16 protein-coding genes and 1 pseudogene are annotated in these 24,444 nt (G+C 75.3%); 5 read left to right on the top strand and 12 right to left on the bottom strand.

The features are described 5' to 3' along the window. The first annotated feature begins 15 nt into the window (after window positions 1-15). On the top strand, window positions 16-1,440 hold the full coding sequence (locus tag C6376_RS37645; RefSeq protein WP_107447482.1) for a cytochrome P450: 1,425 nt from the start codon (window positions 16-18) through the stop codon (window positions 1,438-1,440). A gap of 138 nt (window positions 1,441-1,578) precedes the next feature. Here the strand turns inward: C6376_RS37645 and C6376_RS37650 are convergent, their stop codons facing one another. The 8 genes from C6376_RS37650 to C6376_RS37685 all read right to left on the bottom strand — a co-directional run bounded on the left by C6376_RS37650 (window position 1,579) and on the right by C6376_RS37685 (window position 15,863). Continuing rightward, a complete protein-coding gene (locus C6376_RS37650) occupies window positions 1,579-2,118 on the bottom strand; it encodes a DinB family protein (protein ID WP_107447483.1) in 540 nt (179 codons plus the stop codon). A gap of 71 nt (window positions 2,119-2,189) precedes the next feature. Then, window positions 2,190-4,022, bottom strand: coding sequence for a hypothetical protein (locus tag C6376_RS37655; protein ID WP_107447484.1), 1,833 nt, complete (start codon window positions 4,020-4,022; stop codon window positions 2,190-2,192). Then, window positions 4,019-7,657, bottom strand: a complete 3,639-nt coding sequence (locus C6376_RS37660; RefSeq protein ID WP_254076448.1) for a DUF5682 family protein — start codon at window positions 7,655-7,657, stop codon at window positions 4,019-4,021. The genes C6376_RS37655 and C6376_RS37660 overlap by 4 nt, the downstream gene beginning before the upstream one ends. A gap of 122 nt (window positions 7,658-7,779) precedes the next feature. Next, window positions 7,780-8,967, bottom strand: a complete 1,188-nt coding sequence (locus C6376_RS37665) for an AAA family ATPase (RefSeq protein ID WP_107447485.1) — start codon at window positions 8,965-8,967, stop codon at window positions 7,780-7,782. Between the two features lie 34 nt (window positions 8,968-9,001). Next, window positions 9,002-14,011 (bottom strand): hypothetical protein, encoded by a 5,010-nt coding sequence (locus C6376_RS37670; protein WP_107447486.1) that lies wholly within the window; start codon window positions 14,009-14,011, stop codon window positions 9,002-9,004. Further along, entirely contained in the window at window positions 14,008-14,862 is an 855-nt protein-coding gene (locus C6376_RS37675; RefSeq protein ID WP_107447487.1) for a DUF4132 domain-containing protein, read from the bottom strand. Before C6376_RS37675 ends, C6376_RS37670 begins: the two co-directional genes overlap by 4 nt. A 122-nt stretch (window positions 14,863-14,984) precedes the next feature. Beyond that, complete coding sequence (locus C6376_RS37680) at window positions 14,985-15,374, bottom strand: cold-shock protein (protein ID WP_107447488.1); 390 nt, start codon at window positions 15,372-15,374, stop codon at window positions 14,985-14,987. Window positions 15,375-15,476: 102 nt separating this feature from the next. Next, window positions 15,477-15,863 carry a DUF5997 family protein gene (locus C6376_RS37685; protein WP_107447489.1) on the bottom strand — a complete coding sequence of 129 codons (387 nt, stop codon included), beginning with the start codon at window positions 15,861-15,863 and terminating at the stop codon, window positions 15,477-15,479. 71 nt (window positions 15,864-15,934) lie between these two features. On the opposite strand from C6376_RS37685, the gene C6376_RS37690 reads away from it, so the two are divergent. After that, entirely contained in the window at window positions 15,935-16,747 is an 813-nt protein-coding gene (locus C6376_RS37690) for a LysR family substrate-binding domain-containing protein (RefSeq protein WP_107447490.1), read from the top strand. 244 nt (window positions 16,748-16,991) lie between these two features. On the opposite strand, the gene C6376_RS37695 is transcribed toward C6376_RS37690, so the two are convergent. Further along, entirely contained in the window at window positions 16,992-17,468 is a 477-nt protein-coding gene (locus tag C6376_RS37695; protein ID WP_107447491.1) for an Lrp/AsnC family transcriptional regulator, read from the bottom strand. 327 nt (window positions 17,469-17,795) lie between these two features. Here C6376_RS37695 and C6376_RS37700 point away from each other — a divergent pair, with 327 nt between their 5' ends. Beyond that, window positions 17,796-19,358, top strand: coding sequence for an FUSC family protein (locus tag C6376_RS37700; protein WP_107447492.1), 1,563 nt, complete (start codon window positions 17,796-17,798; stop codon window positions 19,356-19,358). Between the two features lie 231 nt (window positions 19,359-19,589). After that, complete coding sequence (locus C6376_RS37705) at window positions 19,590-20,636, top strand: lactonase family protein (protein ID WP_107447493.1); 1,047 nt, start codon at window positions 19,590-19,592, stop codon at window positions 20,634-20,636. Between the two features lie 263 nt (window positions 20,637-20,899). Here C6376_RS37705 and C6376_RS37710 read toward each other — a convergent pair whose 3' ends face one another. Beyond that, window positions 20,900-21,823 (bottom strand): sirohydrochlorin chelatase, encoded by a 924-nt coding sequence (locus C6376_RS37710; RefSeq protein ID WP_107447494.1) that lies wholly within the window; start codon window positions 21,821-21,823, stop codon window positions 20,900-20,902. Window positions 21,824-22,259: 436 nt separating this feature from the next. Between C6376_RS37710 and C6376_RS37715 the strand changes: the two genes are divergently transcribed. Beyond that, a complete protein-coding gene (locus tag C6376_RS37715) occupies window positions 22,260-22,937 on the top strand; it encodes a uracil-DNA glycosylase (protein ID WP_107447495.1) in 678 nt (225 codons plus the stop codon). Between the two features lie 42 nt (window positions 22,938-22,979). Here C6376_RS37715 and C6376_RS37720 read toward each other — a convergent pair. Next, window positions 22,980-23,243, bottom strand: a pseudogene (locus C6376_RS37720) (substrate-binding domain-containing protein); the annotation flags it as partial. A gap of 44 nt (window positions 23,244-23,287) precedes the next feature. Then, window positions 23,288-24,442: a sialidase family protein gene (locus C6376_RS37725; protein WP_107447497.1), complete on the bottom strand. Its 1,155-nt coding sequence runs from the start codon at window positions 24,440-24,442 to the stop codon at window positions 23,288-23,290. Window positions 24,443-24,444 lie beyond the last annotated feature (2 nt).

Raw genomic sequence — 24,444 nt, forward strand, 5'->3', positions numbered from 1 at the left:
GGGGGCGGCAGAGCAGTGGAATCGCAGGTGGACGACGGCGGATCCGTGGACCTCGACGGCGCGCGGTTGGAGTCGATGACTCTCGAACCGCTGCTGACCCGGGACTACGAGACGCGTCCCTCCCTCGTGTACGAGCGGCTGCGCCAACGCCACGGCCCGGTCGCGCCGGTCGACCTGCTGGGCGTGCCCGCCTGGCTGGTCCTCGGCTACCGCGAGTCGCTCGAGGTGCTCCAGGACGACGCCGCGTGGCCGAAGGGGCTGGAGAACTGGCGGGCCCGCTCGGAGGGCAGGGTGCCGGCCGACTGGCCGCTCGGACCGTCCCTCGAGGTCAACCACGTGCTGATCCAGGGCGGTCCCGGCTACCCGGCGCTGCGCACGGCGTGGGACGCGGCGCTCAAGCCGTTCCAGGATCCGCGGCACCCCCAGGCCAAGCGTCTGAAGACGGCTGTCACCGCCTACGCCGACGAGCTGATCGGTCTGGTGGGCCAGGCCGGCGGCACCGGTCTGGCGGATCTGTCAGCCCAGTTCGCCCGTCCGCTGCCGTTGATGGTCGCCAGTCGTCTGCTCGGATTCCCCGGGTCCCAGGGCGACGACGCGCTGATGGACATGTGGCGGGTGCTCGACGCGGGACCGGACGCCGAGCCGGCGCTGGACCGCCTGTTGGCGGCGCTCGCGGAACTGGCGGCGGTGAAGCTGCGGACGCCGGGGGAGGACTTCCCCTCGTACCTGCTGGCGGCCCATCCCGACCTGTCGCTCGACGAGTTGGCCCGTGAGTTGTTCATGCTGCTGGGCATGACCTCCGACCACGTCGGCATCCTCATCTCCAACACCGTGGTCGAGGTCATCTCCGGCGAGGGCGGCGGCGCACGGGCCAGCCTGTCCGCGGGAATGGTCCGGGAGAGCATGAACCGGGTGGTGATGCGTAAGCCGCCACTGGTCAACTTCGTGCCGCGGTTCGCGGCCGAGGACACTCCGCTGGGCAACCACGTCATCCGGGCGGGCGACCCGGTGTGGGTCTCCTCCGCGGCGGCGCACGCCGACCCGCTGTTCGCAGGTCATGTGGAGGCCGGCACCACGGTCAGCACACGGGCGCATCTCGCCTGGGGCGCGGGCCGCCGCCAGTGCCCGGCGCGCGAACTCGCCTCGACGGTCGCGGCGGTCGGCGTGGGCCGGCTGTTCGAGCGGTTCTCCCACCTGGAGCTCGCCCTGCCCGTCGACCAACTGCCGTGGCGCTCCTCCCCGTTCATGCGGGGCCTTCGCTCGCTGCCGGTACGGTACGAACTCGCCGCGACGCCCGGGCCGCAGTCGAGCCCGGTCCCGGAAACGGCCGAGCAGGCTGCGGACGCGGCGCTGCCGGACCTGACGCCGGCCGACCCGGCGATCCGGCAGCGCTCCTCCCTCTGGCGCTACCTGACGGGCCTCATCGGCGTGGGCCGCTGAGCCGGCGGCGGGGGCCGGCGGCGGGTGGCGGGGCCGCCACCCGCGGGGCGGCGCGTCAGCCGCCCCGCCCGCGCGGAGAGCCGCCCCGCCCTTCGACCCGGCGGCCCGCAGGGCGCACGCCGACGAGGCCGGCCGGCCTCAGCCCATGCTCTTCGCCCCGTCGATGGCCTCGCGGATGATGTCCGCGTGCCCGGCGTGCTGGGCGGTCTCGGCGACGATGTGCAGCAGGACCCGGCGGGCCGTCTGCCGCGCCCCCGGCTCGAACCAGGGGGCCGGCGGCAGCGGCTGCTCCGCGTCCAGGTCGGGCAGCGTGGCGAGCAGTTCGTCCGTGCGGTAGGCCGCCTCGGCGTACTCCTTCAGCACGCCGGTCAGCGTCTCGCCGGGCAGCATCCGGAACTCGGCGGCTCGCGCGGCCCAGTCGTCCTGCGTCATCTTGGTGAAGTCGGGCATCGCCGACGGGCCCTCGAGGATGAAGCCGACCCAGTTCCGCTCGACGGAGGTGACGTGTTTGATCAGGCCCCCGAGACACAGCTCGCTCACCGTGGTCCGCTGCCCGACCTGCTCGTCGGTGAGGTCACGGGTGGTGAAGCGCAGGAAGTGCCGGCTCTTGGTCAGCGCTGCCAGCAGATCGGCGCGCTCGCCGGTGAGGGACGGGGTGCGGGTGGGGGAGTCGCTCATAGTTCTGTCCTCGGTCGATCCTGTTCCGCGGTCGAGGACCACAGTAGGAGCGATTGAGGTCAGATCCTGACCTAAAACGCCGGGGCGGTGACATCCCTGCCGGTACCCCACGCCGCCGCGCACAGCGCCCGTTCGACCTCGCCCGTGTAGAGGGCCGAGGCCAGCCACGCGCGGGCGAAGCGGCCCGTGTCGGCGGGGAGCAGCCGGCCGAAGGCGTCGCGGGAGCGGTCCGCGGCGGCGGCCCCCATCTCGGCCAGGAGGTCGCCCGCGGTACCGAGGCCCGCACCCCGCAGCCGCGTCCCGTCACCCGTCCCGCCGCCGGGGAAGGCCAGCACCCGGCGGCCCCCGGACACGGTCTGGTGCACGCGCCGGCGCAGCAGGTGCAGCGGTGCCTCGTCCGCCACGGGTGCGACGGCGGGTGCGGGGACGGCCGTCACGGCGGGCAGGTCGGCGTGGCGGAGCCGGTCCAGGCCCACGTCCACCCGGGCGTCGGACCTGCTCGGGTGTTCGGCGGCGAGCAGCAGCGCGCGGGGAAGCGGCCCCGGGGCGAGCCGGGCGACGATCCGCAGCCGGCTGCCGCGGGCGGCGGCCAGCAGCCGGAGGTTGTCGCGGCAGGGCAGGGCCGGATGGTCGTGCGCCGCGACGAGCCGCAGGGCATGCCCCTCGCAGTCGGCCAGCAGACAGTCGCCCGTCGCCTCCCGGACCGCGCCCGCCAGGGTCACGGTGAGGAACAGCAGGTCACGACCACCGCCCAGGGCGCCGGCGACCTGCTCGCCGACGGGGACCCGCCACAGCCGGTCGAGCGGTTCCGCGCTCCAGTCGGCGCCCGAGGCGCGCACTGCCCGCACCCGGGCCCCCGCGCCGAGCCGCCCGGTCGGGGAGACGGTCGCGCCGGACACCGCGAGGCCGGCGCGCGCCAGCTCGCGATGGGTCAGAGCGGTGTCGCCGATCCGCACGGTCCGGTCGGCGGCACCGGTCGCCCGGCCGGGCCCGCCGGGAGCCACGTCGGAGACCGTGTACAGGCGGCCTTCGGCGTCGGCGGTCCAGGTGACCGCGCCCGCGTGGCCGGTCGCCGTGAGAACGGGTTCGGAGAAGACCCCGTACAGGCGCAGCGAACCGTCCGGGGTGTACGGCTGCCGTACCGTTCCCCGCAGTCCGGCCAGCTCCGGGCCGCTCGCGGAGGGCAGACGGTGGGCCACGGCGAGGACGTCCCTCAGCGCGTCCGCCAGTTCGGGCAGCCGGTAGGCAGGGTCTGCGCAGCGGGCCGCGCGCACCCCGGTGACCACGGAGACCGCCGCTGCGGCGGCCCGGGGCAGTCCCGCGAGCCGTGCGGAGTGCGCGGTGCGCAGCAGCGCCGCCTGGAGCACCGCGCCGGAACCGTCCGTCCCGGCGTCGAGCACGGCGGCCGCGGCGTCGAACACGGCTTGTGCGGCGGCGATCTGAGCGGGCGCGGGGAGATCGGCGGCGGGCGCGTCGGGGGCGGTGGGCGCGTCGACAGTGGTGGTCCCGGCGGACGGGCCCGACCGCGGTGACCGTCCTCGTCCGGGGCCGCCCTCCCGGCCCGGCCCGGGCTCCTGCCCGGCCGGGGCCGGCGTCGCGGGCGTCGGGGTGTCCTGCGCCACCGGCGCGGCGGAGGCCGCCGCCGCGCGGTGCAGACAGTCGGGCGCCAGCAGACAACCGCAGCGGATCGCCTCCGCGGTGGTCACCACGCCGTCCGGGGCGTGCAGTTCGAGGTCGGTGTCGTCGTCGACGGCGATCCGTACGGTGTCCCCGTCGCGGACGAGCGGGCGGGCCGCCAGTTTGGCGACGCCCGCGTCGAGACGCTTGCGCAGCCTCGGCGACAGCGCCTCGACCAGGTCGGCGGTGACCGACGGGGCGACCGGCGGCAACAGGTCCGGGCTCATGCGATCTTCTCCCCTACCCAGCGGGCGAGTTCGAGCGGACTGAGGGCGGCGACGGGCATGCCCGCGGCGACGAGCTGCCCGGCGACGCCCGTGGAATAGCGCGGCCGGCCCGTGTCGTCCAGACTCGCGCAGCCCAGCACGTGGCAGCCCGACCCGACGAGCGCCCGCACCTCGGCGAGCAGCCCGCCGAGCGGATAGCCCTCCTCGAAGTCGCTGACGACCACGACCAGGGTCCGGGACGGCACCGTGACGAGCTCGCGGGCCTGCCGCAGACCCGCCGCGATGTGCGTGCCCCCGCCCACACTGACCTCCAGCAGCAGCGACAGTGGGTCCGCGACGTGGCCGGTGAGGTCGATGACCTCCGTGGAGAAGGCCAGGAAGTGCGTCGACAGGGTCGGCACGCCGGCCAGCACCGACGCCGTCAGCGCGGCCCACACCGTGGACGCCTCCATGGACCCCGACACGTCGGTGACCAGGATCAGCCGCCAGTCCGCGGCCCGCCGCGCCCGGCTGCGGAACACCGGCCGCTCGGGGACGACCCGCACGACGCCGTCCGGGCCGCGCCGCGCGGTCGTCAGGTTGGCGCGCAGGGTGCGCGGCAGGTCGAGGCCGCCGCCGGGCCTTCGGCTCGGCCGCGGCAGGGCCGTACCGTGCAGGGCGGGACGCAGCCGGGTCGCCAGCTCCCGGGTCAGCTCCTCGACGAGCCGTCGTACGAGCGGGCGCAGCGCGGCGAGCCGGGCTTCGGGAAGCCCGCCCGCATGCCGCAGCACGGTCTGCAGGAGTTCCACCGAGGGGCGTACGCCGTCCGCGTCCAGCTCCGCGAGGACGTCCTTGCGCCCCGCCGCCGCGGCCGCCGCCAGCACCTCCTCCCGGATGCCCGGCCCGAACAGCGCGGCCAGCTCCTGCGACCACTCCCGCGCCCCGGGATACGGCGCCTCCCGCCCGCCGCCGGTCCCCGGGCCCGTCAGGTCGCCCCTGCTGCCCTCGCCGCGTCCGCTGCCGTACAGCTCGTCCAGGGCCGTCGCCAACGAGCGGGCGGACGCGGGCAGTCGGTCGGCGCGCCGCCCCAGCACGAGCCGCCACCGGTCGTCGGCGGCGAGGCGGCGGCCCTCCTCGCGGGACGCGGCCTCCTCGCCCCCGGCCGGGTGGGGGACGCTCCCGGCGGCGTGGTCGGGAGCGACGGCCGCAGGAGCGGGGGCGGCCTCCGCAGCGGGCGGTGCGCCGCCGTCGACGTCGATCGCCGGCAGCAGGCCCAGCGTGCGCAGGGCATCGCGCGCGACGAGGTCCGCCTCGGCCCAGACGGCGAGCGCGACCGGGTCGACGCCCTGCGTGTCCCCGATGTGCCGGACGCCGAGGCGTTCCTCGACGGAGGCGAGGAGCCGGTCGCGGGCCGCCGGGCTCAGCGTCTCGAAACCGCCCCGCAGCGCCGGCAGCCGGTCCAGGAACTCCCGGTCGGGCAACGCGGCGACACGGTCGAGCAACGGCGTCAGAGCGGGTTCCGCGGCCTCCAGCAGGGGGCCCGCGGCGGTCAGCAGACCGCTCAGCCGGGCGGTCAGGGCCGAGCGGGAGTCGGGATCGACGGCCCCGTCCACCCAGGACGCGACGCGGTCGCCGAAGGCGCGCGCGTCCTCCTGTCCGAGCAGCACCCGGACGGCTCCCGCGGCGCCGCGCATCAGGGGCGAGCCGCCGGCGGCCAGCCGGGCCAGGGCGTCGGTGAGCCGGACCCCGCCCAACAGGTCGGCCCGGTGGGCGAGTTCCAGCAGCGCGTGGGCGTCGGCCGGGTCCTCGGACCCGGTCAGCCCGTCGACCTGACGCACCGCCGCCGAGGTGAGCAGCTCGGCCACGGCGGCCGCCCGCGCCGTCCGCGCCTCGTCGGCGCCGAGACCCGGCACATGGCCCGCGCGCAGGCGATCCGACAGGGCGAGACCGGCGAGAAGCCCGGGAAGCGTGCCGACCTGCGGCAGCACCTCGGCGATGTCGTCCAGCCGCTCGTCCGCGAGCACCGGCAACCCGCACTCCGCGGCCTCTGCGAGCCCCCGAAGGACCTGGGCGGCGGTCGACCCGCCCTCCTCCCGTTCCGTGCGCAGGCGCTCCCGGAGCACGCCCTCGGCGGCCTGGGCCGCGGTGACGCCCCGTACGCCGGCCGCCGTCAGCATGGCCGCCGTCGCCGGTGTCCAGCGCACCTCCCAGCGCGAGGTGAGGGCCTGCGCGCCGCCCGCGCCGACCACCTCCTTCGCCTCCCCGTACGGCACCCCGCACACCGTCAGCCGGCGCAACAGCAGTTCCCGGCGCCGGTCGAGGTCGGACCGCAGCGGGTCGAGCCGCAGGTCCCGGGCCGCGCCGGCGCCGTCCTGCGGGCCCGGCAGGCCCAGCGCGGCCGTCTCGGCCTCGACCGCCGGGGCCAGTCCGCAGCGCGGCGCGTCCGGTGCGGGCCGGCCGGTGCGCGACCCGACGAGCACCCGTTCCATCGCCCGAGCGACGGCCCGCCCCCGTCCGTACGGCTCGCCCTGCGCGAGGACCGTCTGCACCGCCTCGACCAGCTCGCCCCGGCCCGGCGCGGGCAGCCCGCGCAGCCGGGCGAGGTCCGACGCCAGCCGGCTGATCTCGCGCGCGTCCGCCGGACCCGACGGATGTCCGAGCCCGCGCAGCTCCGCGCAGATCCGCACCGCGGCCCGGACCAGCGCCTCCTCCAGCGCCGCCGGATCGCCCGCCGCCCGCAGCACCGTCTCCTGCCACTGCGGATCCCGGATTCCCGCCGGGTACCCGGACCGTTCGTCGAGGAGGGCGTAGGTGTACGGGACGAGCGAGGTGATCCAGGCGGCACCGCGGCCGGCCGTGTCACCGTCCCGGCCGCCGTCCGTCGACGAAGTGCCGTCGCACCGCTCGGTCCCGGCCCGCCGTTCCTCCGCCCGCCCTTCGGTGTCCCCGCCTCCTTCGGCGAGGGCCGCTCCGGTCAGTGCCGGCGCGTGGAAGGCGCCGACGACCACGGCGGCCCGCTCGCCGTGCGCGGTGGCCTCGGCGATCCGCGACCGCATCCACCGCTCCCGCCGCAGGTCCAGCTCCGCAACCCCGCCCCCGGCGGCCGCCTCCTCGCGCAGCGCCCACCCGGTCAGCAGGGCCGCCCGGCGCAGCGCCTCGGGCTGTGAGCCCGGCGCGGCGGCCTCGACGAGCCGGTCCCACAGATCGTCCCCGGGGCGGCCGGTGAGCCCGGCCCGCAGCGCGCCGGTCAGCCCGAGTGCCTCGCCCTGCGCCGTGCCGCCGCGCCCCTCGCCCCACGCCCGGTCCGTGAGCGGCAGATCGCAGGCGATCAGCGGGACGCCGCGCCCGGCGGCCCAGCGCACGGCGGCCAGCTCCGGCGAGAAGTCGGCGAACGGGTAGAACGCCGGGCCGGCGCCTCCCCGTCCGTCGCCGGGTGCGGCGGCGAGCGCGACGGGGGCCCGGGTCTCCTCGTGTCCGAGCCAGCCCAGCCACTCCTGCATCTCCGCAGGCAGTTCCACGAGCACCACGTCCGGCCGCGCCGCGTCCAGCAGCGCGGGCACGGCGGCGGCCAGCGAGGGCGCGTGGTGCCGTACGCCGATGAGAAAGGGCGCGGCGGAGTCGGTGAGGACGGCGAGAGCCTCGCCGGGGGAGCCGATGTTGTTGACGGAACCGAGGGGAGCGCGGGAGCCGGCGGAGCCGGGCAGGTCCGGAATGCCCGCGGAGTCCGGAAGGCCCGCGGCGTCCAGGCCGTCTGCGGTGGGGTGGAGGGACACGGTCGTCACCCCTCCAGGGCCGTGCGCAGGTCCCACAGGGTGCGCCAGGTGGCCGACCCCTGCTCGGCCCGGCGTCGGACGGGCCCGTCCCAGTAGCCGCGCAGCCGGGCCGCGTCGGCGGGGTCGTCCTTGCGGACCACACCCAGCAGATGGCCCGGCAGCAGGCCCAGCACGTCCCGGTCCCCGGGGAAGTAGGCCGCGGCGAGGGCCAGCGCGCCCGCGACGGACACCGCCTCCGCGGTGCTCATCACGGTGGACGGCCGCTCCACCTCCCAGCCCTCCGCCGACCGGCCCTCCCGCAGGTCGCGGAAGGCGGTGACCAAGGCCTCCAGCACCGCGTCGTCGACCTGGAAGGGCGCGCCCGCCCGCTCCACCGAGGCCCGCGCCTGGCTGCGCACCAGCGCGGTCTCCGCGTCGAGGTCCGGGATCGGGCCGACCGTCTCGAAATTGAAGCGACGCTTGAGGGCCGCCGACATCTCCGACACGCCCTTGTCCCGCAGGTTGGCCGTGGCGATGAGGTTGAAGCCGGGTGCGGCATGAGCCAACGCGTCGCCGGTGCCGGCCAGTTCGGGAACGGCCATGCGCCGCTCGGACAACAGGGAGACCAGCGAGTCCTGCACCTCCGGCAGGCACCGCGTGACCTCCTCGACGCGCGCGATGGCGCCCCGGGACATGGCGGTCAGCACCGGCGACGGCACCAGCGCCTGCCTGCTCGGTCCCTGCGCCAGCAACAGGGCGTAGTTCCAGCCGTACTTGAGCTGGTCCTCCGTCGTGCCCGCGGTGCCCTGCACGACCAGGCCGCTGGTGCCGCACACAGCGGTGGACAGCAGCTCGGACAGCATCGACTTGGCGGTGCCGGGCTCGCCGACGAGCAGCAGCCCGCGCTCGCCGGCGAGCGTCACCACACACCGTTCGACCAGCGCACGGTCGCCGACGAACTTGCCCTCCACCGTCATCCGGCGCGACACCCCTTCGGGCGTCTCCGCGTCGTCGGGGAGCTTCAGGGCACGGCCCGCGCTGCCCATGACGAACGTGACCACCGCACGTGGGGTGAGCCGCCAGGCGGGCGGCCGCGGCCCGTCGTCGTACGCGGCGAGGAAGGCCAGCTCGGCGGCGTACCGGTCCTCGGGCGGGACGATCTGGCGGACCGGGTCGGCGGGCGGGGCGGGGGAGGACGGGGCGGTGACGGTCATCGGCTCGCGCTCTTCCAGGGGGACGGGACGGTGGTCATCGGCGACGGCCCTTGCGGGTGGCGCGGGTGGTGAGCTCCTCGTAGGCCGGGGCGTCGCCGGCGCGGACGCGTTCCCACGCCCGCGTGAACAGCTCGGGCACCGGCGCCGGCGGCACGGCGCGCCCGTAGGCGGGAATCGGGTAGAGCCCCTTCTTCCAGAGCTCCACCGGCAGCGCCGGGGACCTGAGGTCGAGCCAGCCGCAGGGCAGGAACAACGTGCGCCCGGCGCGCGCCCGCTTGGCCTCGACGACCAGACCGCTCGCCGCCAGTTCGGCGCGGGCCCGTTTCGTCCGGGCCGGCTTCCAGCCGGTCCAGCGGACGCAGTTGCGGTCCGTGGGGTCCGGCAGTGCCAGCAGCTGGAGGTAGAAAGCCGCCGCGTCCTCGCCCAGCCCGTGGTGCGCCGCGACCTCGGCGACCAGCTCGGGTGCGCCGACGGTCGGGTCCTGGGCGTACCCGGGAGTCCCCGCGGGGTCGGCGCCGGCCGTGACCGCGCGGGTGAGATCCTCGTCGAGGAGGGTCCGCAGCGCCCGCATGCCGTGCCCCCGGCCCTCGCCGACGAGCCCCTCCACCAGGCCGAACACCGGGTCGTCGGGGGTGCGCAGCGCGCCCGGCCGGACCAGCACGGTCTCCCGTTCGCCGTACCAGGGGCGCAGCACCAGCGCCTCGCCCACGTGCGTCAGACCGTGCGCGTCGGCGCCGCCCACGGCCGGCAGCCCGTACGCCTTGCGCAGTTCGACGGCGGTCGAGGACCCCGTGTCCGTCCATGCGACGTCCAGGTCCAGCAGCAGCTGCGGATCGGCGAAGCGGCGCCGCAGTGCGGCGAGAGCCCCCGGCAGGAGCGCCCGCAGCGGGTGCGCGTACGGCAACGAGTAGGCGAGGCCGGCCAGCGCGGCCACGGCCCGGGTCAGCTCGCTGCGGCCGGGCAGCGCCGCCGGGTCCTCCGCGACGAGGTTGCCGTCCTTGTCCGGCCGCTGGACGGTGGTGCGGCTGATCCAGGGGGTGCGCCCCGGGTTGAGGACCTCCTCCACCGAGCCGGTGGGCAGCCCGGCGAGCGAGAGCTCCCCGGCGAGGTCCTCGGGCAGCCGGACGACTCCGCCCAGCCGCTCGGCCCACTCCCGGCCGGCCGCCCCGATGTCCGGTCCGGCCGTCCACAGGTCGCCGGGATTCCCCGGCAGCAGCGCGCCGACCAGCGCCATCCGGTCGGCGGTGCCCACCGAGGACAGCAGGGCGTCGCCCAGCTCCTTCTGACGCGGCTTCAGTCCGGTCGCGGCGATCACCTCCGCCGTGAGCGGGACCGGTCCGCCGGCGATCACCAGGGCAGCCTGCATCGGTCCCAGCCCCCCGCCCGTCGCGTCGGCGAGTGCGGCGGGAGCCCCCGGCTGCCAGGGCGCAGGGCCCTTGTCCCGGACGAGTGCGGTGACCGCGCTCAGCGCCTCGGCGGGGAACACCGCAGGGTGCGCGGTCTCCTGCGTCAGGGTGAAGTGGGCGATCGCGCCGAAGGTGCCGCCCGGGTCGTGGTCCAGGGCGAGCCAGCGCACCTGTCCGGACTGCCGGTCGACGTTCTGGCAGCCGAGCACCACGACGGTCCGGCCGTCCCGGCGCAGGACCTGTCCGACCCGCTCCTGCTTCTCGTGCGGTTCGCTCAGCACGACTTCGCGCAGGACGCCGTCGGCCGCGGCGAGCGGCCCGTCCGCGACCGCCTCGCACAGCAGGAGCAGCGCCTCGCGGTGCGCCTCGGTCACCGTCGGCGAGGCGGCGCGGTAGGCGAGCGGTCGCAGCACGTCCAGCAGCGGCGTCCACATCAGGCCGATGCCGGGAACGGTGAACTCGTCGCTGCGCCATCCGTCGGCGGCGCCGGCGGACCGGGCGGCCTCGCGCAGCGGTGTGCCGTCGGCGGGCTTCCCGGACAGCACGTGGTTGACCGAGCGGATCTGACGCAGTGCGCTCCAGCGCAACTCGCTGCCCCACCACCCGTGCGTGTGGGCGAGCCCCGCCGTGGCCTCGCGCAGCGTCTGGTCGTCACCGTGCTCGGGCTCCAGGTCGGCGTACATGCCGAGGACGCGTCGGCTCTGCGCCTTCGGCCGGTCCACCGGCGGCGCCACGAACGAGGCGGTCGACCCCGCGAGCCGCAGGACCGCGCGCAGCAGCGCGGCGACGCCCGTGGCGATTCCGGGGGCCTCCAGCGACGGCAGACAAGCGACCACGACCTGCTGAAGGACTTCGTCGGCGGACGGGACGGCGGCCTGTGCGTCCGTGGTCCCGTCGACCGCGCCGGCCGCCGCCAGCGCCTCCCGCCGTTGCGCCAGCGCCTCGGCCCCGGCCCGCACCAGGCCGGCCGCCTGCTCGTCGGTCAGCGCGCGCAGCACGGCCGACGCGGCCTCGTCGCGCGGGCGCAGCGCGTGCCAGAAGTCGACCGGCGGGACGAACCGGGTGCCGGCGGCGAACTCGCTGCCGCGCTCCATCGGCGTCACCCGGCCGAGCTCACCGGCCGCGGCCGGGCCGTCGCCCGCGTACAGGGCGACCTGCCGGTGCAGGCCGACGGCCACCGGCTCGGCGCCGCCCGGCAGGCGCAGCGCGCCGAGCAGATCACCCGGCGCCCGCCCGTCGGCCCAGGGAAGGGCGACGGTCCGTCCGTCCGGCGTCCCGGCGACCGTGCGTGCCTCGGCGCCCTCGCCCTCGGTGCGCACCCAGCGCCCGAGAACCGTGCCGTCCGTGCCGAACGGACTCTGTTCCAGGCCCGGTTGCAGCGGCAGCACCTGGCACAGGTCCTGGCGCAGGGTCGCGTCCTCCCGGATGCCGGACTGCAGGAACGCGGGCAGCGAGGCACGCCCGTGCGTGCCGGTGGCCGGGTCGTACTCGAGCCACACCTGCTGCCGGCCCTGCCTGCCCTGGCGCCACAGGGAGACACCGTCGCCGAGGACGCGCCGCCCGGCCGGCAGGACGGTGTCGCCGGCATGCAGGGTGCGCCCGCCGGTGGCCCGGCCGCCGCCGGGCAGCGGGATCGACGGGGCGCCGGCGTCGGAGCCGCCGTACCAGTAGTGGGGGATCTGCTCGCCGCCGAGCGGGAACACGTCGGCCGGGCGGGCGGACCAGTACCCGAACTGCTTGCCGTCCTGCCGCCACATCACCAGCAGTTCGCCGTCCGTGTAGCGGAACGCCGGACGCTGCCACCGGTCCGGCTCCACGGGCAGCCGCAGGTCGTGCTCCAGCAGGATCTCCTGCGGGCCGACGACGAACACCTTGTGCTCGCGCGAGACGATCAGCGCGGGCCACGCCTCGTGGACGGTCATCGGGTTGTCGTGGTCGCGGCCCGGCCGGGTCTCGGCGTCGAGTCGGCGCAGTGCCTCGTCGAGCGCGGGCCAGCCCAGTTCGTCGAGGATGCCTGCCCGCAGCGTGTGTCCGAGCAGGGGGGCGACCTCGTGGGCGGCGACCGCGGCCACCGCCGCCGGGCTCACCCGGGCGGCCACCGCGCGGAAGGGACGCAGCCGTTCCAGCGCGGCCCGTGCGGCGGGCAGGCCGACCGCCGCCGTCAGTTCCGCGGCCGCGTCCTCCAGCCACTCGCGCAGGACGTCGCCGAGCACGGGGTGCGCGGCCAGGCCGTCCAGCACCCCGTCGGCGATCCGGTGGTCCTTGAGGGTGCCGATGTCGGTGTACAGCAGACGCCGCATGCGCGGATCGGCCGCCATCGCCGCCAGGTCGCGCCGTTCGGGACCGGGCCTGCCGATCCAGTCGTCCAGGGAGAGGAAGACCACCTCGTTGGGGCCGGGCAGCGTCAGCGGCACGCCCTGCGCCACGCACAGGTCCAGCAGGTCCACCTCGGCGCCGGACCGCCAGCGGCCCGTGCACAGGTCCACGGGACGGCCCCGCCCGCGCAGGTGCGGCGCCATCCGCTCGACGAGGGCGAGGGTCGCCGGGGAGCGGCCGCTGACGTTCCCGCCGTGCTTGCGGTGCAGCGCCCAGCGGCCGAGCCAGTCCGCCGCGTCCACCTCGGCCGCCGTCTCGCCGGTGAGGAGCAGGTCGGCGCCGCACTCCGCGAGCAGCGCCAGCCAGAACTCGTCGTCCTCGACCGAGCGGCCCAGGCCGACCGGCATGATCTCCAGCAGACGCCCGCGCACCTCGGGCCGCTGCCCGGCGAGGACGGCGAGTGTCGGCCGGTAGGCGTTCCAGAAGGACGCGGGGGCCCGGACCGCCGCCGGCGAGGCGAGCAGGTCGGCGACCAGGGCGCACTCCTCGGCGACCCGGTCGAGACCGGCGGCCTTGATCAGCCCGCGCGCGTCCTGCGGCAGCGAGGCGTAGGGCGGCATGCCGGCCGCGCAGCGCTCCACGGTCAACTGCCGGAACTGCGCCCAGGCCGCGGCCGGATCGAGCCGCGCGGCGAGCGCCTTGACGTGCTCCTTGAGCGCCTTGACGGTCAGCGCCCCCGCGAAGGCGAACTCCAGGAACACGGCCCGCTGCCGCTCCTCGTCGACCGCCAGCGCGTGGACCCGCTCCGCCTCGCGGGCCTTGCCGAAGAACGCGGAGGCGTACGTCGTGTTCTCGTACTGCAGGAAGACGCGGGCCGCCTGCTCGTAGAAGGTGGGCAGGAAGTGCGGCACGGCCCGGCCGAGCCGGGCGCCGAGCTCCTCGAAGCCGTCCTTGGCGGTGCCGGGACGGGACTTGGCCTGCCGTGCGAGCCGCTCGACGTCCTTGACCAGCGCCAGCGCGTGGTGCCCGTTGGCCGGGTCGTTGACCAGCGCCCAGGCGGGGAAGCCGAGCGTCTCCCGGCGCACCTGACCGACCTCGGGTGTCTCCGTCCGGCGGGTCAGCCCGAGGAAGTCCAGAGCGAGGTCCTCGGCGTCGCCGAGGGTGTCCGGCACGAGCCGCACGACCGTCCGGTCGCCCAGAACGGGATGGGTGTACGAGCGGACCGTGAGAGTGTCGGCGTCCTCGCGGACCGTGCTGCCCGGAGGCAGGACGGCGCCGGCGTCGAGCAGCGTGGCCGCGGTGGCCTCGTCGTAGGTCGTCATGCCGCCCGCTCCTCGTCCTCGACGTCGCGGCCCGCGTACAGTGCGGCCGCCATCCGCATGCCCTCCGACCAGGCCACCGGCCCGACCTGACCGAGTTTCAGCACCCGGCCCGCGGAGTCGGTGAACACCAGGGGGCCGGTCTCCGCCTCCTCGTAGCCCTCGTAGTCGCCGACCCACACCCGGGCCTCGACGGTCCGGCCGTCCTCCAGCACCGAACAGACGGCGTGACCGCCGCGCACGCGGTAGCCGAGCTGGGTGACCCGGCCGTGCAGGAACCGCTGCTCCTTGAAGGCGCCGCCCGCGTACTCCTCGACGGCCGTGTCCTGCGCGTCGAGCGCGGCGGGCCGCTTCCACACTTCGCGGAAGAGCTGCTGGGCGCGCTGCTCGACGCCGAGATCGACGGCGAACTCCCGCAGCTCCTCGAGGTCCTCGAGGAGCACGGGGTGCGGGAGACGGACCAGGTCGGGGACGATGCGCACGGTGTCCCCGTCGAGGTCGACCAGGCCGAGTCCGCGCTCCACGTCGGCGTCCCGCAGGAACCCCGCGACCTCGCCGTCGGCCCCGGTGACCACCAGGTCGCGCAGGGCGGCCTGCCACGCGGGGTCGGGCCACACCCGCGCGACGACCTCGAACGGCACCGGAAGCGAACGCACCATCCACCGCTCGACGTCGGCCAGGCACCGGCGTTCGTGGCGTTCCAGCCACTCGGTGAGCTGGCGCAGCCCCACCACCGCCGGATCGTCGGCGATCTTCGGCGGCACGGACTTCAGGCGCCGTCCGGCCGCGTTGCGGCACACCACCTTGCCGTCCTCGAGGGCGACTTCGTAGTCGCCGGCCGACACCCACCCCATGCGTGCCTCCCGCACCCGCAGTGATCAAGTGACGGGAACTGTAGAGGAGGCCACTGACAACGGGCCCGTACGGGCGTCGACCTGGGGAAAGAGCCCGGTGAAGGGGCTTGCGGGCGGTCGGGTCAGCCCTCGACCCAGCCGTGGTTCTTGGCGAACTGCGCCAGCCCGGCCCGCACCTGCACGATCTGCTCGCCGGTGAGCGTGGGCGCCGCCGTCAGCAGCGCCTCGGTCACGTCCCGGACGAACTCCTCCGTGCTGAGGACGTCGCACAGGACGTCGTCGTCGGCGGCGAGGGGCTTGCCGTCCTCGCCCCGCGCGAGCCGTACCCCGGACGCCTTGGGGCCGCGCTCGCCGTCCTCGATCTCGAACTCCACCACGATGCCCCGGCGCACCTGGGACTCGGGCATCAGCATGTCGTTGACGTGCAGGAAGACATCCTCCCCGCCGTCGTCGGGAGCGATGAACCCGTAACCCCGCTGGCTGTCGAAGCGCACCACACGACCAGCAACCATCCCAACCCCCAGCAACCTTGAAACACCCACGTCGGTGAACCTGCCCAGATGGTAGTCAAAACGATGGCGCGGGGGCGAGGCTCGGTGCGCAGAAGCAGAGCGTCAGTCCTCGGCCCGCTCGGCGTCCCGCTTCTTGAGGCGGGCGGTCTCCTTGCGGACCTCGGCCTGGGTGGCGCGCTCCTTCTCCAGCCACTCCGGCTTCGCTTCCTTCAGCGCGTCGATCTGCTCGGAGGTCAGCGCCTCCGTCACCCCGCCGCGGGCCAGACCCGCGATGGACACGCCCAGCTTGGCCGCGACCACCGGACGGGGGTGCGGACCGCTCTCGCGCAGCTTCACCAGCCACTCGGGCGGGTTCGCCTGCAGCTCGTTCAGCTCGGCGCGCGAGACGTCGCCCTCCTGGAACTCGGCGGGCGTGGCGGGGAGGTACACACCCAGCTTCTTCGCCGCGGTGGCGGCCTTCATCGTCTGGGTGCTCTGCTGCGACTTCATGCGGCCCAGGGTATCGGCCGTCGAGGAGACCGCCGACCACGGCCGGTGACCACAGCCGGTAGCCTGGCGGGATGACCGACTCGGCGGACTCCCCCTCGTTCCGGCTCGCGTACGTCCCCGGAGTGACGCCCGCCAAGTGGGTGCGGATCTGGCAGGAGCGCCTGCCCGACATCCCCCTCACCCTCCTCCAGCTCGCCCCCGCCGAGGCCTGCGACGCCCTGCGTGACGGGGGCGCCGACGCGGCCCTGGTGCGCCTTCCCGTCGACCGGACGGTGCTCAGCGCGATCCCGCTCTACACGGAGACGACCGTCGTCGTGGTCCCCAAGGACCACGTGATCACCGCCGCCGAGGAGATCACCCTGGACGACCTCGCCGACGAGGTGGTCCTGCACCCCCTCGACGACGTCCTCGGCTGGGACCGGCCGCCCGGCGAGGCGGCGTTCGAACGCCCCGCGACCACCGAGGACGCGATCGAGCTGGTCGCGGCGAACATCGGCGTCCTGGTCGTGCCGCAGTCCCTGGCCCGCCTGCACCACCGCCGCGACCTGACGTACCGCACGGTCGTCGACGCCCCCGGGTCTCAGGTCGCGCTCTCCTGGCCCGAGGAGGCGACCACCGACCTGGTCGAGGACTTCATCGGGATCGTCCGCGGCCGCACGGTCAACAGCACGCGAGGGCGCACCCAGCCGACCCCGGCGAAGGAGCCGCAGCCGCGCAGGCCGCAGCCGGGCGGCGCGCCCCGCAAGGCCGGCGGGGGAGCGGGCGGGGCGCGTGGCCGCAGCGGCGGAGCGAAGGCCACAGGCGGCGGCAGGAGCGGCGGCGGCACGAAGGGCGGCGCCGGACGGCGCGGCACCGGCGGCGGCAAACCCCGCCGGCGGTCCTAGAAGTGTCCTGAAGATCTTGAAACCATGCCCGGTCTGCACCGGCTCATGGTGATTGACATTTACCGGCGATCCGGGGCGAATCGATCGGGCCGGAGGGAGATCTTCATCGGTCTTCCAGAGTGCCCGAGCCGAGGCCGGCCGGCACACCGGGGTCGCACGACGCGCCGACGGGATCGTCGCGTCTGCCCGGCCGGGCAGGAAGGCCGCGGACGCGAGGGTGACCCCGTGGGCACGGGAGAGAGGGCTACCGCGCGGCCGTCCGCCCGATCGACCGCACCAGCGGCAGAAGCCGGTGCGGCACGCGTTCGCGCAGCGCCACCTCTGTGCGGGTGCGGACCACCCCGGGCAGGCTGATCAGCTTCTGGATGACGTCCTCGAGGTGCGCGTTGTCCCGGGCCACGACCCGGGTGATGAGATCACCGCCGCCGGTGATGGAGAAGGCCTCGACGATCTCCGGGACGGCGGCCAGCGCGTCGCCCACGTCGTCGAGGTGGCCCTGGGTGACCTCGATGTGCACGAACGCGAGAACCGGGTGGCCCAGTGCGGCGGCGGAGAGCGTGGGTCCCGTGCCGGTGATCACCCCGTCCCGCTCCAGCCGGTCGAGGCGTGCCTGCAGCGTGCCGCGGGCGACTCCGAGCAGACGGGCGTACTCCCGCACGCTGGTCCGCGGCTGTTCGATGAGCAGCCGCAGTATGCGGGTGTCCAGCTCGTCCACGGCCATGTGGTCGCCCGGTCCCTTCGTGCGCGCACCGCTCAGCGACGACAGTACCAACGGCCCGGCGGAGCGCGACTCGGAGACTTCCGACGGCGGCGGACCCGGTGGCCGGGACGGAACGGGGGGTTGAACCGGGCGGCCGGACGGGTGGGCCGTTGGCCGGTCCGCGGCCCGGGCGGACCCGGCTCGACTGTGCCATTGGCGCAGTGGTTTCGTGGCCGGTTGAACCATTCGCTCCCCTGATGCTGAGATGACCTCGTCGATGGCGCTGCGGACTCCGCGGCGCCTTTTCCGTGTCGACGGCGCATCGGGGTGGGGAAAGGGCGGGGCAGCTTGCTGAAGAGGGCTTTCGTGGCGCCGGATCCGGGGCGGGTACGGCTGAGGTTCGCCTCGCGGGCCGTACTCGGCATCGGGCTCGCGGTCACCCTGTGCGGAGCCGCCGGGCACACGCTGACGGCGGCCGTCACAGGAGGGCTGGCCGCGCTGCTGGCCCTGTTCACGGTGACCGACCCGACCGTGCGCGGCCAGGCCGTGACGACGGCACTGCTGCCCGCCGTCGGACTGCCGGTGCTCACCCTCGCGGCGTTCCTGCACGACCTACCCGTCGCCCGCGACCTGGCCTTCCTCGCCGTCGTGGGCGCCGGGGCCTATGCGCGCCGGTGGGGCCCGCGCGGGCACGCGCTCGGCGTGTTCGCCTTCATGACCTACTTCGCCGCGCAGTTCCTCCACACGGTCCCCGCCCGGCTGCCGGAGCTCTGCGCGGCCGTGCTGCTGTCGTTGGCGACGTCGTCCGCGGTCCGGTTCGGGGCTTGGTGCTACGAGCGGCGCTCGCCCGCGCCGTCGGCCGTCGCCGTGCCGACCGGCGGCCGCGGGCTCGCGCGCGTCACGACCCGGCAGGCCGTCCAGGCGACCGTGGGCGCCGCGATCGCCCTGTTCGTCGGCCAGGCGCTCTCCGACCAGCGGTGGTACTGGGCCGTGGGCGCGACCTGGTGGGTGTTCGTGAACACCGCCTCGCGCGGCGAGACCCTGGTGCGCGGGTTCCGGCGGTTCCTCGGGACCGTCCTCGGGATCGCGCTGGGACTCGTGGTGGCCGTGCCGTTGCACGGGGAGCCCGTGGCGTCCGCCCTGGTCGTCGGCGCCGGGGTCTTCGGGATCTTCTACACGGCCGCCGTCTCCTACACGTGGATGATGCTGTCCGTCACGGTCATGGCCAGCGCGCTGTACGGGCTGCTGGGCCTGCTCGACCCGGCGCTGCTCGCCCTGCGGGCGGCCGAGACGGCGGTGGGCGCGTCGGGGGCCGTCCTGGCCGTGCTGCTGGTCCTCCCGGTGACCACGCACTCCGTCACCGACGCCTGGGTGGAGCGCGCGCTGCGCTGCGTGCACGCCTGCACCGCCGAGGCGGCCGCGCGGCTCGCGGGCGCGGCCACCGCGGACCCGTCCCGGCGGGTGGCCGAACTCGAACAGATCCTGGCCCGCGTCCGGATGTCGCTGGCGCCGCTGGTGCATCCGCTCAGTCCCCTGCGCGCCCGCGGGGACCGGGCCCGCCACGTGCTCGCGCTCCTCGACGACTGCGCCCACGAGGTGCGCGGGCTCGCCGCGGTCGCCGCGGACCCGGAGGCCTCGCACGACGCCCGTCTCGTCGCCGCGTGCTGGCGGGTGGAGGCCGCGGTCGAGGCGCTCACGGCCCCGATGGCCGCCGGCCGTCACCCCGGCGCTGCCGACGCCGCCCCGCCAGTCGCACCCGCCCTGTCGGCCCCGCCCGTCGCACCAGCACTGCCAGCCTCGCCCGCCCTGCCCGTCGCGCCGGGGCTGGCCCACCTGCACGCCCTGGAACGCGCGCTCCTCGAACTCGCCGTCCCCCTGCGCCGCGCCGACCACATCCCGGCCGACGCCTGACATGCGAGCGCTCTCGGCCGCAGGCGGTCGCGCCGTGCGGCACTGAGGCTTCCGGGGGCCTCAGGCCTCAGGCCTCAGGCCTCAGGCTGCGGGCTGCGGGCGCGGGCCGTGCGATGCCGGTCGGCGGGCCGTGCGGAGCATGTCTGGTCTAGACCGCTGGTGATCGACTGCTACCGTCACCTCCGAGCAGCAGCGTCAGCAGCGGCAGCGGCGACCCGGGAGGCGACAGCGGTGGCAGACCTCGGCGGAAGACGACGGCGGGCGTTCATCGGCTCGTTCACGGCGGCGGGAGGGCCCGGCGTCGTGATCGCCGACGTGGACCGGACCAGCGGCGCCCTGACCCTTCTGGGCAGCTTGAACGGCGTCCCGGACCCCTCCTACCTGGCCCTGTCGCCCACCGGGGAGACGCTGTACGCGGTCAGCGACACGACGGACGGCGCGGTGGCCGCGTACCGGGTCACGGGCGACGTGCCCGAACAGACCGGGCCGCCGGTGCCGGTCGGCGGCAGCGGACCCACCCACCTCAGTGTGTTCGACGGGCACGTCCTGACCGCCAACTACGGCTCGGGAAGCGTGACGGCCGTCCCGGTCCGGGCCGACGGCACCCTCGCCCGCGTCGCCTCCGGCATCCTGCGGCACAGCGGCTCGGGCCCGCACGCGCGGCGCCAGCAGAGCCCGCACGTCCATCATGTGCAGCCCGATCCGAGCGGCCGGTGGGCGGTCAGCGTGGACCTCGGCACGGACTCGGTGCGGGTCTGCGCGCTGCGCGACGGCGCGCCCGTCCTGCACCGGGAGCACGCCCTGCGCCCGGGGTCCGGGCCGCGCCACCTCGCCTTCCACCCGGCGGGCCGGCACGCCTACGTCGTCAACGAACTCACGCCGACGGTCACCGTCTGCCGCTGGGACGCGGTGGACGGTTCCCTCAAGCCGCTGGCCGAGGCCGCCGTGCTGCCGGGCGCGCCGGCCGGCGACGCCTATCCCTCGGGCCTCGTCGTCTCGCCGGACGGCCGTTTCGTGTGGGCCGCCACCCGCGGCGAGGACGTGCTCTCGGTGTTCGCCGTCGAAGCCGGGGGCGAGGTGCTGCGCCTCGTAGGGACCGTGCCCTGCCACGGGCGGTGGCCGCGGGCGGTCGCCCTCACCGACTCCGGAGACTTCCTCTACGTCGCCAACGAGCGCTCCGGCGACGTCACCTGGTTCACCCTGGACCCGACGACCGGACTGCCCCGCCGCGCGGGTTCGGTCGCGGTCCCCGCCGCCTCCTGCGTGGTCCTCGACTGATCCGATCGTCCGTGCCCCGGCCCTCGGCCGATCCGGTGCTGGGCCGTCCCGGTCCTCGGCCGTCCCCGTCGCGGCCCGCGTGCCGCCGTGGCCGTGTCGGCAGGGGAGTCGGCGAACCGCCTCGGGCTTCCTGCACCGGGTCTGCTATGTCCCGTCCGCGCGGGACCGGTCGTCCGGTCCGCCCGCGCGGAGCGTGACGCGAAGGGCCCCCTCCCGGCCGGGAGGGGGCCCTTCGTCGGCGTCCTGAGGTGGTGCCGGTCGGCTCAGCGGACCGGCGCGCCCTGCTGCTGCGGCGGCGCGATGCCGAGAGCCGTCGTGTACTTGGCCAGGGCGAGCTTGCCGATGGCCGGGTAGGGGCCGAGCGCGTCGGCGGCGGGGCAGCCCGCCTCCTTGGCCGCCTCCTCGATCAGGGTGGCATCGATCTCCGGGCCGATCAGGTAGGGCGCCAACGCCAGCTGCTGGGAGCCGGAGGAGCGCAGCTGCTCGGCGACGGAGGCGATGGAACCCTCCTGGTCGAGAGCGGCGGCCATCACCGGAACGGCCAGACGCGCGGCGAGCAGCATGCCGGTGATGCCGGCGGCCTGCACGGCCTCCTCGCCGCCCACAGAGGCGAGGATGATGCCGTCCGCGGCCGTCGCCACGGTGAACAGCCGGGCGCGGTCCGCGCGGGCCAGACCGGCCTCGGACAGCCGCACGTGCAGCGCCTCGGCGAGCAGCGGGTGCGGGCCGAGCACATCGGTCAGCTCGGCCGCGATCCGGCTCTCCATGACGGCCTGGCGGACCTGGCGCAGCAGCGCGCTGTCCGGACCGGCCAGCAGCGGCACGACCACGGCGACCGGGCCGTCGGGCTCCTTGACGTCCAGACCGGCGGCGCGGGCCTGCTCGAAGCGGGCGGTGCGCTCCTCGGCGGTGTACGTCAGCACGGACTGCAGGGTGGGGAACTCGGTGTCGTCCCCGTCGAGGTAGCCGATGCGCGCGTCCAGGCCGGGGAGCTCGGAGCGGGCGATGCTCACGACCTCCTCGGCGAGACCGCGGACGGCGACGCTCGGCGAGCCCGGCACCGCGAGGACGAGCGCGGGCGCGCCCTCGGGAGCCGCCAGCGGCTCGGGTCGGCGGTGCCGCCCGGGCTGGCGAGGTCGCGGCATTCGTACTGGCAGGCCGGACGCGGGCCCAGTGGGGGAGCTCATGGCGACGCATGTTACTGGCTTCCTGGGCTCCCCTGTTCGGGGAGGGTGCACGTGAGCGGTATCCGTCCGGTTTTGTCTGATGAGTTACGTACGGATCAGAAGTGATCAGCGTGTTTTCCAGGCGACTTGCCCTCGAAGGGGGTAATCCCCCTTTTGGGACATGACGCACGTTCCCTACGCACGATGCATTACCCGGACTGCGACACCGGCAGCAGCGTCTCCTCACGCGGCAACCCCGGGGCGCCCGCGGCCAGATCGGCGACGATGCGTACGGCGCCGTCCGGCGGACCGCCCTCGGCGGGCGCCCGCACGGCATGCGGCAGCAGGAGGACCGGCGCCGGGGACGACGTCCGCGGGCGAGGCGGTCTGTGGCTGTGCGGGGGCGGGCTACGTGCCGGTGCCGGGGACAGGTTATGTGCCAGTAAGGTGACGCTCTGTGGCACGACGACCTTTGCATGAACTTGTTGAAGCGGGCTGGGCTGAGGCTCTTGAACCGGCGGCCGAACGCATCGCGGCCATGGGGGACTTCCTACGGGCGGAGATAGCGGCCGGCCGGACCTATCTGCCGTCCGGGGCGAATGTCCTGCGGGCCTTCCAGCAGCCTTTCGACGACGTCCGCGTCCTGATCGTCGGCCAGGATCCCTACCCGACGCCGGGAATGGCGATCGGGTTGAGTTTCGCGGTCTCGCCGGAGGTGCGGTCGTTGCCGGGGAGTCTGGAGAACATCTTCCGGGAACTGCACTCCGACCTCGACCTGCCCAGGCCGTCGAACGGCGATCTGACGCCCTGGACCGAGCAGGGTGTGCTGCTGCTCAACCGGGCGTTGACCACGGCTCCCCGCAAACCGGCGGCGCACCGCGGCAAGGGCTGGGAAGAGGTCACCGAGCAGGCGATCAGGGCGTTGGCCGGGCGCGGCAAGCCGCTGGTGTCCATCCTGTGGGGGCGTGACGCCCGTAACCTGCGACCGCTGCTGGGCGACCTTCCGGCGATCGAGTCCGCCCATCCGTCCCCGATGTCCGCGGACCGCGGCTTCTTCGGCTCGCGACCGTTCAGCAGGGCCAACGACCTGCTGCTGCGGCAGGGCGCCCAGCCCGTGGACTGGCGACTGCCGTAGGCCACCGCCCACCGGGGTGAAGGACGATCGGGAGTGCTACCCGACGTCCTCCGGCACGCGCCGTTCCGCCGCTCGCAGTGCTTGTAGTGCCCCGGCGGCCGTGGTGTCCGACGCGGCGAGGACACCGTCGATCTCCGGGTGCTGCTCGAGCAGGGGGGCCATGGCGCGACGCCCGCTGTCCTGCGTGAAGCCGCTCTCGGCGACCAGGGAAGGCGCGCTGTTCAGGCCGGCCGGCGCCAGAGCCTCCCGGTCACCGCGCAGCCGGCGCTGGGCGACGTACATGTCCAGCGGGCCCGTCACGGTGGCCGGACGCGGGGGCCGGCCCGCGCCCCCTGTGCGTCCGGTCCGTCTCACCCGATCACCGCGGCTCGTACGCACAGCACGTCCGGCAGGTGCGAGGCCACCTGCTCCCAGCTGTCCCCGTCGTCCGCCGACGCGAACACCTCGCCGTTGCGGTTGCCGAAGTACACGCCGGCCTGTTCCGCGACGTCGTCGGTGCACAGCGCGTCCCGCAGGACCGTGCCGTAGTGGTCCTCCTGCGGCAGGCCCGCGGAGAGGGGCTCCCAGCTCCTGCCCGCGTCCGCGGTGCGGAAGACCCGGCATCGGCGGTCCGCCGGCACCCGGTCCGCGTCGGCGTTGATCGGGAACACGTACGCCGTGTCCCCACGGGTCGGGTGCGCTGCGACGGCGAAGCCGAAGGTGGAGGGCAGGCCCGGGCCGATATCGGTCCACTGCCCGCCCGCGTCGTCGCTCCGGTACACCCCCCAGTGGTTCTGGAGGTAGAGACGGTCCGGGTTCGCCGCGTCCCGCGCCACCTTGTGCACGCACTGGCCGAACTCCGGGTTCGGGTCGGGCAGGAACACCGCGGAGACGCCCGAGTTGGCGGGCGCCCAGTTCGCCCCGCCGTCGGCCGTGCGGAACACGCCGGCCGTCGAGACGGCCACGGTCACCGATCGAGGGTCGCGCCGGTCGGTGAGGATCGTGTGCAGGCCTTCCCCGCCGCCACCCGGCACCCACCGGGAACGTGTCGGATGTTCCCACAGGGGGCGGACCAGCTCGAAGCTCTCGCCGCGGTCCTCCGAGCGGTAGAGCGCCGCAGGCTCGGTGCCCGCGTAGACCACGTCCGGCTCGGCCACGGCCGGGTGCAGCTGCCACACCCGCTCCAGCGAGGCACCGGTGTCCTGGGGGAACCGGACGGCCGGCGCGGCCGGTTCGGTCCACGTCCGGCCGAGGTCGTCGGAGTGGAACACCGACGGCCCCCAGTGCGCGCTGTCGCCGCCGGCGAGCAGCCGAGGGCGGTCGCCGCGGGTGTCGAGGGCGACCGAGTAGATCGCCTGTGCGTTGAAGTAGGGGGCTTCGTCGAACTCCCACACGCCGCCCCGCCGACGCCCGACGAAGAGGCCTTTGCGCGTGCCCACGGCGAGCAGTACCTCGGTCATGCCGATCACCTCCGCTGCGTCTTCGACGCCTTCGTCCCAGACACCGGCCAGTCTGCACCCAGCCACTG

Source organism: Streptomyces sp. P3, from assembly GCF_003032475.1.
Lineage (GTDB): Bacteria > Actinomycetota > Actinomycetes > Streptomycetales > Streptomycetaceae > Streptomyces.